Genomic DNA, 13,563 nt, shown 5'->3' with positions numbered 1-13,563 from the left:
GGGGAGGCCGTCGGTGGGCTCGCCGGTCATACTGGCCGCATCATGATCAGGGGAATCCGGCCGCTGCTGCGCGGCTCCACGTACACGGGTGTGCTGTACGCCTGGTGCGCCGCGTTGGCGAGCATCGCTCTGCTGCCTTTCGTGACGCTGCCCGCACTGGCGTGGCGGTCCGCCCCCTACGGGGTGCAGGTCGTTCTGGACCTGCTGGCGTGGGCGGCGCTGATCGGCGCGGTCGGGCTGGCCCGCACCACACGGCGGGGGCTGATCGTCTCCGCCCGCCGGCTGCTGAGGGTGCCGTTGCCGGATCCGCTGACCGGTCGGCGGCCGGCGGGTTCGCCCGGCACCGGCCGGGCTCCCACCGCGCCGGCGTCCGCTGCCGGCCGTTGGCGGACTCCGGTCTGGCTGCTGCTGCACGTGGCACTGGGGTGGACGGGGGCGCTGGTGAGCGGTGTGCTGATGATCGCGGGCCTGGTCCTGCCGGGGAACTGGCTCGGCGCCGAGGGAGAGCTGAGCCTGTTCGGCCGGTCGGTTCGGCTGGAGGGTGGCTGGGGCAGCTGGGCGGCGGCGCTCGGCTGCGTGCTGCTGGCGGCGGCTGTCTGTGCGGTGGTGACGGGCACTCTGCGGTGGCTGGCGCCACGGCTGTTGGGGCCGTCGTCGGCCGAGCGGCTCGCGCTGGCGGCCGAGCGGGAGCTGCTGATGGCCGAACGGAACCGGCTGGCCCACGAGTTGCACGACTCGATCGGGCACACGCTGACGGCGACCACGATCCAGGCGGCGGTGGCGGGCGAGGTGCTGTCCGCCGACCCGGTGGCGGCGCGGGCCGCGCTGCGCAGCATCGAGGAGTCGACCCGGGCCGCACTGGAGGACCTGGACTACGTGCTGGGCGTGCTGCGCGAGGAGGAGTCGGGGACAGCCCCGACCCGCACCCTGGCCGACCTGCCCGAACTGCTGGACCGGTTGCGGCACGCGGGGGCGGTGGTGGAGCCGGAGCTGACGGGCGGGCTGGCGCAGGTGCAGGGGACGCTCTCCCGGGCGGCGTACCGGATCCTGCAGGAGGGATTGACCAACGCGTTGCGGCACGGGGCGGGCGGCCCGATCGAGGTCCGGGTGGCAGCCGCGCCGGACGGACTGGAGCTCGGTGTGGTCAACCGGACCGGGCCGCGTACGAGTACGAGTACGGGCGGGGGCCCGGGTGCCTTCCCGACGTCCGGGCACGGCCTGCCCGGACTGGCCGAGCGCGTACGCCTGTTGCACGGTGAGATCGAGGCAGGCCCGGACGGTCCGCAGCACTGGCGGTTGGCGGTCCGGCTGCCGGCCCGGTTGCGCGCGTGACGGGCTCCGACGCGAGCGCAGCCGTCACGGCCGGCGCCGCCGGAACCGGCCCCGTCACCACCAACCCCACCAGCTCCCCCGCCAACTCCCCCGTCACACTCCTGATCGCGGACGACGACGAGGTGACCCGCAGCGGTCTGCGCACCCTGCTCGCGGTGCAGCCGGGGATCACGGTGATCGGCGAGGCCGCCGACGGCGTCGAGGCGGTCGAACAGGCGCGGCGGCTGCGGCCGGACGTGGTGCTGATGGATGTACGGATGCCGCGCCGCAACGGGATAGACGCCACCCGGCAGTTGCTGGCCGGGTCGGCCGCTCCGCCGAAGGTCGTGGTGATCACCACCTTCGAGAACGACGGCTACGTCACCGCCGCGCTCAGCGCGGGGGCCAGTGGCTTCGTACTCAAGCGGCTTCCGGTCCGGCAGATCGCGGAAGCGGTACGGGTGGTGGCGGCGGGAGAGGCGATCCTCTTCCCGGCGGCGCTGCGCCGGATGGTCGCCGCCCGCCCGCTGGACTCCGCCGAGGCGCTGCCGAGGGCGGCACTGACGGGGCGGGAGGAGGAGGTGCTGAGGCTGATGGCCACCGGCCTGTCCAACCCGGAGATCGCGGAGTCGCTCACGGTGAGCCTGGAGACGGTGAAGACCCATGTCGGGAACGTGCTGACCAAACTCGGCGCGCAGAACCGGACCCACGCGGTGGTGATCGCGTACGAGTCCGGTCTGGTGGTGCCGGGGGTCGCGGGCCGGCCCGCCTGAACGGGCCTCCGGTGCGGGAATTCGCCGACGTCGAAGAAGATCCGGTTCTCCACTTCGACCACGGCCGACCGGCCCTTTTCGACCACGGCCGACCGGCCCTTCATCCACCGGGCCGTAGAACAGATGTGATGCCGCTCATTCTTGAGGGTGAACCCTCCAAGTGATCGCACTTGTTCGCCCGATCGGCCTCATAGCCTTGTGCGGTCGGCCCTCGGCTCGTGATGTCGAGTGGCCGTATCTGTTTCTCCGGCTTGTCATCGAAGGGCGTTCGCAGATGATTCCCGCTCAGCAGAGTGCGTTGCTCGACCGGAAGTTCGACATGTGTTTCGGGCATGCCGATCAGAACAAGGACGGGGTGGTCGACGCCGCCGACATTCTGACCTTCGCCGCGCGGATCATCGCGGCCGTGGGCGAGCCCTTCGGCTCTCCGAAATCCGTAACGATGCTGAACGTCTGCCAGGACTGGTGGCACGGCCTCGTGACCGAACTGGACACCAACGGCGACGGGAAGATCGACCCGACCGAGTACCGGGTCGGGATGCGGAAGCTCGTCGGCTCGGCCGAGAGCTTCAACGCAGCGAGCCGCCCGGTGGCGAACGCCATCTGGAGTCTCTGCGACCGTGACGACGACGGCCGGGTCACCGCCACCGAATTCAGCGCCGTGCAGCTCGCGTTCGGGACCTCGCCCGAGAACGCACGCATCGCGTTCGAGCGGCTCGACCTCAACAGCGACGGGTCGCTGTCAGTGGACGAACTGATGGTCGCCTTCCGGGACTTCTACACGAGCACCGACGCCGAAACCAACGGCAACTGGCTCTTCGGAGCCGCCTTCCAGACCGCCGCGGTCTGAACAGTGCGGTCAGGGGTGACTGCCGGCCTACCGAAGCCGCCCCCGACGGAAATTCCGACGCCCCCCCTGCCCGCTGGGTACGCCCCGGGTTAGTTCCGCGGGCGGGGTGGGATGCCGTACTGGTCAGCCGCCGAGAAGGTCGAATGAACATCGCCGTTGTGGACGTGGACGGAACGCTCTATCAGGGGACGCTGGGTTTCGCTCTCCTGGACGAGCTGAACTCCGCGGATCTCGTCAGCGCATCAGCTGTGCACCGGGTGCGGAACGCCATGCGACAGCACCGCGGCGCGGGGAAAGCATTCCGTACCACGCTGGAGTCCACCAGCGACTGCTATGCCCGCGCCGTGGAAGGCGTCCCGCAGGAACGTATCCTCGCCGCCTCGCACGCGGCATGGCAGCGTGTCCGGCACCGATTGCTCGACAGCGCGGGCCCGTTGATCGAAATCCTGGAAAAGGGCGGGTTCGTTCCTGTGCTGATATCGGGCAGCCCGCAGGAGATGATCGACCGAATAGCCGACGAGCTGGGCATCAGCCACCGGTTCGGTATGCGGCTCGCCGTCGACAACGGCGTTTGCACACACCGATTCCTGAGCCTCCCGGCAATCCCTGAAGTGAAGGTCGGCCTGCTGCGTGAGCTGGCTTCCCAGCTGAACGCAGATATGACCGAAGCACTGGCGATCGGTAACGGGGCCTCGGACTACGCCCTGTTGCACGCCGTCGGGCATCCCATCGCCTTCGAACCGGACGAAACCCTGCGGTGCATGGCCCGGCACGGAGCCTGGACCGTCGCCGACCGCCGCACCCTCGTTCCGCAGGTATCGGCTCTCGTCTCCCCCTCACGCCCTTCCCGGCGCACAGCCACTGCGCCAGTGGTCGTTGCCGTCCCCACCGTCTCCACCGTCTCCACCGTCCCCTCGGAGAGGAACCTCGATGCGTACTCCGCATGACCTTGCGTCCCGGCTGATCGAGCGGAAGGTCGACGTGTGTTTCGCCCACGCCGATCACGACCGTGACGCCCGGATCGAACTCGCCGACGTGTCGCTCCTCTTCGTCCGGATCCTGGTCTACCTGGGTGAGCCCCTGGGCAGCCGTAAGGCACAGGCCGTCCTCGCCGCGTCACAAGGCTTCTGCGACCACATCGCGGCGGTCACCGGATGGCGGCCCGACCGGGCTATCACTCCGGAGGAATGGCGGGAGGCCATGACGAAGGCGCTGATCGGCGGCGCTGCCGACTACGACGCCTATTTCAAGCCGGTCGGCGAAGCCGTCTGGTCCGCGGTGGACCGCGACGACGACGGGCAGATCCGGCTGACGGAATTCACCGCCTTCCAGCAGGGCATGGGAACCCCGGCCCCGAACATCGCTCTCGCGGCAGCACGGATGGGTCTGCCCACCGGGACCTCCGAGGTTCCGCTGGGAGACATCCTCCGGGCGCACCGCGAGTTCTACACCAGTGACGATCCGGAAGCCGCCGGGAACTGGCTCTACGGGGACGTCTGGGCGGACGAATTCTGGGACGGCACGAAGGCCGGACTGTGAAGGTCCGGGCCGCGGTCCTGCGCCATCCGGCGCTCCCCTTCACGGTCGAGGACGTGAACCTGGCGGAGCCCGGCCCCGACGAGGTGCTCGTCCGCATCGCCGGGGTCGGCTTCTGCCACACCGATCTGCTGCCCCGCACTCCGCGGGCGGGCATCGCGCTGCCCCTCGTTCCGGGGCACGAGGGCTCCGGGGTCGTGGAAGCGGTGGGACAGCACGTGACCGATGTGGCCCCGGGTGACCGGGTGGTCATGTCGTTCGACTCCTGCGGCAACTGCCGCGCCTGTCTGGGAGGACGGCCGGCCAACTGTGCGACGTTCTTCCCCCGCAATCTCACCGGCCGCCGCCCCGACGGCTCCGGTACGGCCCGCGGTCAGGCAGGCGAGGAGATCTCCGCGCGGTGGTTCGCCCAGTCCTCCTTCGCCACGCACGCCGTGGTCCCGGCCCGCAGCCTCGTCCCGGTTCCGCCGTCCGCACCACCCCTGGAGCTGCTCGGCACACTCGGCTGCGGCTTCCAGACCGGGGCGGGCGCCGTCCTCAACTCCCTTCGCGTCCGCGCCGGATCAAGCATCGTGGTGTCCGGAACGGGAGCCGTGGGACTCGCCGCCGTGATGGCCGCGTACGCGGCCGGAGCGACGGTGGTCGTCGCGGTGGATATCCACCCCCTGCGCCGGAAACTGGCCGAGGAGTACGGCGCGACCCACACCCTCGACGGACACAGCCGGGACCTCACCGAGGAGATCAGGGAAATCACCGATGGCGCCGACTACGCCCTCGACACCACCGGCGTGCCCTCGGTCATCACCTCGCTCATCCGCGCCCTGCACAGCCACGGCACCTGCGGCCTCATCGGTGTACAGGACGGGGACCTCACCGTGGACCCGCTGCTCCTCGCCGCCGGCCGGACCGTCAAGGGCATCATCGAGGGTGACGCCGTCCCCCGGCTGTTCGTCCCACAGCTCATCGGCCTGTGGCAGCAGGGCCGCTTCCCCTTCGACCGCCTGATCCGGACGTACCCGCTCGATGCGATCAACCAGGCGGAACGCGACGTGGCGAGCGGCGAAGTCGTCAAGGCCGTCCTCCTGCCCGTCTGACCTCCTGCCTGCCTGTCTGACCTCCTGCCTGTCCGGCTTCCTGCCCGTCCGGCTTCCTGCCCGTCCGAACAACTCACCGATCGGAAGGCTTCACCGTGCCGGCCCGCATCGCACTCGACCCTCACGCAGACATGCAGGAGCAGTCCCGGACACTGCGCGCGCAGGGAACCGTCGTCCCGGCTCGGTGGCCGGGCGGTGTCGACTGCTGGGCCGTCGTGGGCTTCGACGAGTTGGAAGCGGTTCTGACCCGGCCTCTGTACTCCCGCTCGCCCCAGCACTTCAGAGCCCTGCAGAACGGCGAGGTCCCCGCGGACTGGCCGATGATCGACCACCTGAACAGGCAGTGGATGCTGACAGCCGACGGGGCGGACCACACCCGGCTCCGCCGCATCGCCGCCACCGCCTTCACCCCCCGCCGCATCAGGAGCCTCCAGCCCGCGGTCGACCGGACCGTCACTCGTCTCCTCTCCGGCCTCGATCCCGTGCAGCGGCCGGTCGACCTGCGGACGGAGTTCGCCCTCCCGCTGGCCCTCGACGTGCTCTGCTCGCTCCTCGCCGTCCCGGAAGCCGAGCGCCCGCAGGCAACCTCCCTGGTCTTCCGGGCTCTCTCGCGCGCCGCACTCACGCCACGGGAATCCCAGCAGCTGAGCAGCGAGATCCGCACCTACCTCGGCCACCTCCTGGAGCGCCCGGCCGGGCGGGACGAGGACGGCGGTTTCGTCACCGACCTCCAACAGTCCGTCGAGAGCGGCTCCCTGACCCGGCGGGAGGCCCAGGACACTCTCTGGCTCTTCCTGGCCGCCGGCTTCGACACCACCGTGGCAGCCCTCGTCAACGCCGCCCGCGCCCTCCTCGAACACCCGGCGCAACTGCGACGCGTCCTCGACGGCCAGGTGACCTGGGACCACGTGGTGGAGGAAGCCCTGCGCTACGACTCCAGCGTCTTCGCGCTGCCCTTCGCCTTCCCCCGCGAAGATGTCGTGCTGGGCGGGCAGCACCTCAGCAAGGGCGACGCCCTCCTGCTCTGCTACACCGCGGCCAACCGGGACACCCGGCGCACTTCCAGCGGTCGGTTCGACATCGCCGCGCCCCGGCAGCACCACCTCGCGTTCGGCCGCGGCCCGCATTTCTGCCTCGGCGCTCCACTCGCCCGGCTCCAGCTCCGTACCGCCCTGTCCGGCCTGTTCACCGCACTCCCGCCCTTGCAGCTCACCGGCCCGCCCGGTCCGCCCACCACCTCGCTGACCATCAACAGCGTCAGCGCACTCCTGGTGTCGGGCGCATCCGCACACACCCTGCACACCGAAGCGGCGGGCACCGGGCAGCCCTGAGGGCCATGGGGGAGCGCCCCCCTGTGCGCGCTCCCCCATGGCTCTTCCCCTCAGACCAGCAGCGCGGGCTCGGTGGTCCGTACCGCTGCCGGGCTCGTGCCCCGCAGCAGGACGACCGACAGCACCGCCGCGCCCGCCATGGCCACCGCCGCCCCGATCGCCGCGCAGTCCAGGGCGTGGACGAACGCGTGGTGCGCGGAGGCGAGGAGTTCGCCGTGGGCCACCGCGGTCGCGCCGCCCAGCGTCTCGCGTACGGCATCGGGTGCGCCCGCCATGTCGGCGCGGTACACCGCGGCGCCGACGGAGCCCAGGATGGCCATGCCCAGTGCCCCGCCCAGCTCCTGACCGGATTCCAGGACCGCGGCGGCCGAGCCCGCGCGCTCCGGCGGGGCCGCGCCGAGGGCGAGTTCGTTGGCAAGTGTCATGGCGGCTACCAGACCGCCCGCGTACACCGCGGCGCCGGCCACCGTGACCCAGAGCGCCGAGCCGCTGTGCACCCGGCTGAGCCAGAGGAACCCGCACGCGGAGACGGCGAAGCCCGCGCCCATGACGTACGCGCGGTCGAAGCGCTTCGCCGCCAGCGCGGCGGTCGGCGCCAGTACCGCCACTCCCGCCATCGGGGCCAGCGACCAGAGCGCCGCCCTGAGCGCGCTCATGCCCAGCACGGACTGGAGGTACTGGCTGAGGAAGACGGCGAAGCCGACCGTCGCGAACATCGCCAGGAGGTTGGCGAGCAGCGATCCGCCGAAGGCGCGGTGGCGCAGCAGGGACAGGTCGATCATGGGGTGTTCGACGCGCTGCTGACGCAGGACGAAGACGACGCCGACGGCGAGGCCGGCCGTGACGGAGAGAGCGGGCAGCGGGGCGTAGCCGTGCGCCGCCAGTTCCTTGATGCCGTAGATGACCGGGAGCAGGGTGGCAAGCGAGAGCGCCGCGCTGAACAGGTCGAACGTTCCCCTGACGGGCGCCCTGAACTCCGGGAGCAGCAGCGGCCCGAGGATCAGCAGGAGCGCCATCGCGGGCAGGTTGACGAGGAAGACCGAGCCCCACCAGAAGTGTGCGAGGAGCAGTCCGCTGACGACCGGGCCGAGTGAGATGCCGGTGGTCATCACCCCGGTCCACAGGGCGATGGCCCGACCGCGCTGCTTCTCGTCGAGGAAGAGGTTGCGGATGATGGCGAGGGTCGAGGGCATCAGCGCCGCGCCACCGACGCCGAGCAGCGCCCGGACCGCGATGAGCATCTCGGCGCTGTGGGCGTACGCGGCCACGACCGACGCGGCACCGAAGAGCGCGGCCCCGCCGAGCACCATCCTGCGCCGCCCGACGCGGTCACCGAGCGCGCCCATCGTGATCAGCAGCCCGGCGAGCACGAAGCCGTACATGTCGAGGATCCAGAGCTGCTGGGTGGCGCTGGGCTCCAGGTCCTGGCTGATGGACGGGATGGCGAAGTAGAGGATGGAGACGTCCATCGACACGAGCAGCAGGGGCAGCATCAGCACCGCGAGCGCGGTCCATTCGCGGCGGCCCGCGGTGGGTGGTCCGGCGGAGTGTCCGGTGGATTCAGTGGTCATGCCGGGAGCGAAGCAGCCGGTCGCGTACACCGCAAACAGCTACCTAGTGCACCTCCACAACGACCAGCTCCCAGCAGGCATTTGACGCTCAGGTGCACTAGTACACTCACGGAGTGGACACCGAACCGCCCTACCGACGCATCGCCGCCGAGATCCGCCGCCGGATCGATGCCGGCGAACTTTCGCCGGGCGCGCGCGTCCCGTCGACGAGGGCCATCACCGAGGAGTGGGGCGTGGCGATGGCGACGGCCACCAAGGCGCTGGCCGCACTGCGCCAGGAGGGGCTGGTGCGGGCGGTGCCCGGCGTCGGGACGGTCGTCACCGCACCGGCCGCGCCCGCCCCACCGGGCCGTGGCCCCGCCGGGGCGGGCGCGGGGCTGAGCCGCGACCGCGTCGTGCGTACGGCGGTCGCGCTCGCCGACAGCGAGGGCCTGCCCGCGCTGTCGATGCGGCGGGTGGCGACCGAACTCGGCCTCTCCACCATGGCGCTGTACCGGCACGTCCAGGGCAAGGGCGAGCTGGTGCAGCTGATGGCGGACGCCGTCTGCGCCGAACAGCCGCTGCCCGCACGGCAGCCCGACGACTGGCGCGAGCGCTTCGTGTGCGGCGCCCGGTGGATGTGGGCGGTGTACAACCGGCACCCGTGGATGGTCCACGCCATGGCCTCCCTCACCCGGCCCACGCCCGTCCCGAACGCCATGGCGTACACCGAGTGGATGCTGCGCGCGGGCGCGGACACAGGGCTCTCGAAGAGCCGGCTGATGCACCTCCATCTCACGCTCTTCGCCTACATCCAGGGGCTGGCGATGGCCACCGACCTGGAGGCGCAGGCGCTCCAGGACACCGGACTGTCCACCGACGAGTGGATGGCACGGAACGAGACACAGTTCGAGGTTCTCGCCGCGACCGGCGCCTACCCGCATCTGAATTCGCTGGATGAACACGGTGGCTTCGAACTGGACCTCGCCACCCTCTTCGAATTCGGGCTGCACCGGATTCTGGACGGCACCGCGGCACTCATCAGCAAAGTTCCCGAATAGCGAACACGACCATGTGGACAACGGACGATTTTCGGCCAACCTTTTGACGCGCTCCTGACAGCAGCACTTCACAGATGACACTCTCTCCCCGTTCTGCGCACTGCTTGCTCTGCCAGGGCGGCTCACCAGGTCGCTCTGTCCCCCTCGCAGAAGGAGATCGCGTGAGACCCACGCACCGTCGTGCCACCGCCACCGGCGCCCTCGTCGCCGCTGCGGCCCTGCTCGCCGTAGGCGTTCAGACCGGCACAGCCTCCGCGTCACCCGAGAACAGCAGCGCTTCCGCCGCTGTCACCGCCAAGGCCCGCCCCGGCGCGGCCCCCGCCGCTCTCTCGCCCGCCCAGCGGGCCGAGTTGATCCGCGAGGCCAACGCCACCAAGGCGGCCACCGCGAAGGACCTCGGTCTCGGGGCACATGAACAGCTCCAGGTCCGCGACGTCACCCAGGACCGGGACGGCACCACGCACACCCGGTACGAGCGCACCTACGACGGACTGCCGGTACTCGGCGGCGACCTGGTCGTCGACCAGTCGAAGGCGGGGCAGACCGAGGGCGTCACCAAGGCGTCCCGCGCAGAACTGAAGAACATCAGCACCGGTGCGACCGTCGCGCCGGCCGCCGCCGAGAAGTCGGCGCTGAAGGCCGCGGCGGTGCAGGGCTCGGCGAAGACCAAGGCCGACAAGGCGCCCCGCAAGGTGATCTGGCTGGCGCAGGGCACGCCGACACTCGCCTACGAGACGGTCGTCGGCGGCTTCCAGGACGACGGCACCCCGAGCGAACTGCACGTCATCACCGACGCCACCACCGGCAAGAAGCTCTTCGAGCGCCAGGCGATCGAGACCGGCGTCGGCAACACCGAGTACAGCGGCCAGGTCACCCTCGGCACGACGCAGTCGGGGTCCACCTACACGCTGAACGACGCGAGCCGCGGTGGCCAGCTGACGTACAACCTGAACCACGGTTCGTCCGGCAAGGGCACCCTGTACTCGAACACCACGGACACCTGGGGCAACGGCCTCGCCTCCAACTCGGAGACGGCCGCCGCCGACGCGCACTACGGCGCCGCCGAGACCTGGGACTTCTACAAGAACGTTTTCGGCCGCAATGGCATCGCGGGTGACGGCGTCGCCGCCTACTCCCGTGTCCACTACGGCAATTCGTATGTGAACGCCTTCTGGGACGACAGCTGCTTCTGCATGACGTACGGCGACGGCTCGGGCAACGCCGCCCCGCTGACCGCCATCGACGTCGCCGGCCACGAGATGTCGCACGGCGTCACCGCCGCCACCGCGGGTCTCAACTACAGCGGTGAGTCCGGCGGCCTCAACGAGGCCACCTCGGACATCTTCGGCACCGCCGTCGAGTTCTACGCCAACAACGCCTCCGACCCGGGCGACTACCTCATCGGCGAGAAGATCGACATCAACGGCGACGGCTCCCCGCTGCGCTACATGGACAAGCCCAGCAAGGACGGCGCTTCGGCCGACAACTGGTCGTCCAGCCTCGGCGGCCTCGACGTCCACTACTCGTCGGGCCCCGCGAACCACTTCTTCTACCTGCTCAGCGAGGGCAGCGGCAAGAAGACCGTCAACGGCGTCAACTACGACTCGCCCACGTCCGACGGCCTGCCGGTGACCGGCATCGGCCGGGACAAGGCCGAGCTGATCTGGTACAAGGCGCTCACCGAGAAGTTCACCTCGACGACCAACTACGCGGCGGCCCGCACCGGGACGCTCGCGGTCGCCAGTGAGCTGTACGGCGCGACCAGCGCCGAATACAAGTCCGTCGCCGACGCGTGGGCCGGCATCAATGTCGGCACGCGCCCCGGCGGTGGCGGTGACCCGGGAACGGGCACCGTCTTCCAGTCCACCACGAAGGTGTCGATCCCGGACGGCGGTGCGGCGATCAACTCGCCGATCGCGGTCACGGGTGTGACGGGCAAGGCTCCGGCCACGCTCAAGGTGGACGTCGACATCAGCCACACGTGGCGGGGTGACCTGGTCATCGACCTGGTCGGCCCGAGTGGCAAGACGTACCGGCTGAAGAACTCCAGCTCGTCCGACTCGGCGGACAACGTGGTGGCCACCTACACGGTCAACGCGTCCAGCGAGACGGCCAACGGCACCTGGAAGCTCAAGGTCCAGGACGTCGCACGGCAGGACACCGGAACGCTCAACAGCTGGAAGCTCACCTTCTGATTCCAGCGCTCCACGGCAGCAACCGCTGCACGCACCAAGGACAGTGCTGCCCGGGGTGACCCCAATCTCCCCCGGGCAGCACCACCACCCGCACGTCACCCGCATATCCCCAACCCCCCACCTCTGAAAGGGAAAATCGAGTGACTTCTCACATATCCCGCTCGCAGCGCATCGCCGGTTCGATCGCCGTCGCGGCGCTTCTGGCCACCGGCCTCACCACCCTCGCCTCCGGCTCCGCGGGCGCCACACCCGCCCCCGCCGCACCCGGAGCGCAGGCGCTCTCCCTCTCCACCACCCAGCACGCCGACCTGCTCCGCGCGGCGAGCGCCGACGCGTCGAGCACGGCCGGGAAGCTCGGCCTGGGCAGCCAGGAGAAGCTCATCGCCCGGGACGTCATCAAGGACGCCGACGGCGCCACGCACACCCGGTACGAGCGCACCTACGCCGGACTTCCGGTCCTCGGCGGCGACCTGGTCGTCCACACCGCGAAGAGCGGCGCGACCAGTGTCACCAAGGCCACCAAGTCGACCATCAAGGTCGCGGGCACCACGGCGACCGTGAAGCCCGCCACCGCGCAGCAGAAGGCGCTCGTCGCGGCCAAGTCCGCGGGCTCCGCCAAGACTTCGGCCGACCAGGCCCCGCGCAAGGTCATCTGGGCGGCCAGCGGCAAGCCGGCCCTCGCCTACGAGACGGTCGTCGGCGGCTTCCAGGACGACGGCACCCCCAGCCAGCTGCACGTCGTCACCGACGCCACCACCGGCAAGAAGCTCGCCGAGTGGCAGGCCGTCAAGACCGGCACCGGAACCAGCGAGTACAGCGGGAAGGTCACCCTCGGCACGACGAAGTCGGGGTCCAACTACACGCTGAATGACGCGGGCCGCGGCGGCCACATGACGTACAACCTGAACCACGGCAGCTCGGGCAAGGGCACGCTGTACTCGAACACCACCGACACCTGGGGCAACGGCCTCGCCTCCAACTCGGAGACGGCGGCGGTCGACGCGCACTACGGCGCCGCCGAGACCTGGGACTTCTACAAGGACGTCCTGAAGCGCAACGGCATCGCGGGCGACGGCGTCGCCTCGTACAGCCGGGTCCACTACGGCCAGAGCTACGTGAACGCGTTCTGGGACGACAGCTGCTTCTGCATGACGTACGGCGACGGCGAGGGCAACGCCGCCCCGCTGACCGCCATCGACGTCGCCGGCCACGAGATGTCGCACGGTCTGACGGCGGCCACCGCCAACCTCGACTACTACGGTGAGTCGGGCGGTCTGAACGAGGCCACCTCGGACATCTTCGGTACGTCCGTCGAGTTCTACGCCAACAACACCTCGGACCCGGGTGACTACCTCATCGGCGAGAAGATCGACATCAACGGCGACGGCTCCCCGCTGCGCTACATGGACAAGCCCAGCAAGGACGGCGGCTCGGCCGACTACTGGTCGTCCAGCCTCGGCAACCTGGACGTCCACTACTCGTCGGGCCCCGCGAACCACTTCTTCTACCTGCTCAGCGAGGGCAGCGGCAAGAAGACCATCAACGGCGTCAACTACGACTCGCCCACCTCGGACGGCTCCACGGTCACCGGCATCGGCCGGGACAAGGCCATCCAGATCTGGTACAAGGCGCTGTCGACGTACATGACGTCCACGACCAACTACGCGGCAGCCCGCGTGGCGACGCTCAAGGCCGCGAGCGACCTGTACGGCGCGACCAGCGCCGAGTACAAGGCGGTCGGCGCCGCCTGGACCGGCATCAACGTGAAGTAACAACACCGCACCACGAAGGCCCCGCCCGCACCGGACCACGGTGCGCGGGCGGGGCCTTCCGCTGTCCGGGTCCGGGGCTGTGCCTTCCGC

General features: G+C 70.2%; 11 protein-coding genes. 10 read left to right on the top strand and 1 reads right to left on the bottom strand.

What is annotated here, in order from left to right; translation table 11 throughout:
- Positions 1-42 precede the first annotated feature (42 nt).
- The 7 genes from OG709_RS25735 to OG709_RS25705 all read left to right on the top strand — a co-directional run bounded on the left by OG709_RS25735 (position 43) and on the right by OG709_RS25705 (position 6,895).
- Positions 43-1,332: a sensor histidine kinase gene (locus tag OG709_RS25735; protein WP_329167746.1), complete on the top strand. Its 1,290-nt coding sequence runs from the start codon at positions 43-45 to the stop codon at positions 1,330-1,332.
- Between the two features lie 122 nt (positions 1,333-1,454).
- Positions 1,455-2,084, top strand: a complete 630-nt coding sequence (locus OG709_RS25730) for a response regulator (protein ID WP_442815364.1) — start codon at positions 1,455-1,457, stop codon at positions 2,082-2,084.
- Between the two features lie 274 nt (positions 2,085-2,358).
- On the top strand, positions 2,359-2,934 hold the full coding sequence (locus OG709_RS25725; protein WP_250297727.1) for an EF-hand domain-containing protein: 576 nt from the start codon (positions 2,359-2,361) through the stop codon (positions 2,932-2,934).
- Between the two features lie 143 nt (positions 2,935-3,077).
- A complete protein-coding gene (locus OG709_RS25720) occupies positions 3,078-3,881 on the top strand; it encodes an HAD family hydrolase (RefSeq protein ID WP_329167745.1) in 804 nt (267 codons plus the stop codon).
- Entirely contained in the window at positions 3,865-4,473 is a 609-nt protein-coding gene (locus OG709_RS25715) for a hypothetical protein (protein ID WP_266640681.1), read from the top strand. The genes OG709_RS25720 and OG709_RS25715 overlap by 17 nt, the downstream gene beginning before the upstream one ends.
- Entirely contained in the window at positions 4,470-5,564 is a 1,095-nt protein-coding gene (locus OG709_RS25710; RefSeq protein WP_329167744.1) for an NAD(P)-dependent alcohol dehydrogenase, read from the top strand. Before OG709_RS25715 ends, OG709_RS25710 begins: the two co-directional genes overlap by 4 nt.
- A 131-nt stretch (positions 5,565-5,695) precedes the next feature.
- Positions 5,696-6,895: a cytochrome P450 gene (locus OG709_RS25705; RefSeq protein ID WP_329167743.1), complete on the top strand. Its 1,200-nt coding sequence runs from the start codon at positions 5,696-5,698 to the stop codon at positions 6,893-6,895.
- 50 nt (positions 6,896-6,945) lie between these two features.
- Here OG709_RS25705 and OG709_RS25700 read toward each other — a convergent pair whose 3' ends face one another.
- Positions 6,946-8,466, bottom strand: a complete 1,521-nt coding sequence (locus OG709_RS25700) for an MFS transporter (RefSeq protein WP_250297732.1) — start codon at positions 8,464-8,466, stop codon at positions 6,946-6,948.
- 113 nt (positions 8,467-8,579) lie between these two features.
- Here OG709_RS25700 and OG709_RS25695 point away from each other — a divergent pair, with 113 nt between their 5' ends.
- The 3 genes from OG709_RS25695 to OG709_RS25685 all read left to right on the top strand — a co-directional run bounded on the left by OG709_RS25695 (position 8,580) and on the right by OG709_RS25685 (position 13,473).
- A complete protein-coding gene (locus OG709_RS25695; RefSeq protein WP_329167742.1) occupies positions 8,580-9,506 on the top strand; it encodes a TetR/AcrR family transcriptional regulator C-terminal domain-containing protein in 927 nt (308 codons plus the stop codon).
- A 161-nt stretch (positions 9,507-9,667) separates the two neighbouring features.
- Positions 9,668-11,701: a M4 family metallopeptidase gene (locus tag OG709_RS25690; RefSeq protein ID WP_250297734.1), complete on the top strand. Its 2,034-nt coding sequence runs from the start codon at positions 9,668-9,670 to the stop codon at positions 11,699-11,701.
- Positions 11,702-11,841: 140 nt separating this feature from the next.
- Entirely contained in the window at positions 11,842-13,473 is a 1,632-nt protein-coding gene (locus OG709_RS25685; RefSeq protein ID WP_329167741.1) for a M4 family metallopeptidase, read from the top strand.
- The last annotated feature ends 90 nt before the right edge of the window (positions 13,474-13,563 follow it).

The organism is Streptomyces sp. NBC_01267, assembly GCF_036241575.1.
Taxonomy (GTDB): domain Bacteria; phylum Actinomycetota; class Actinomycetes; order Streptomycetales; family Streptomycetaceae; genus Streptomyces.
The sequence above is the reverse complement of the archived record's forward strand: the minus strand, read 5'-3'. Positions and strand labels throughout refer to the sequence as shown.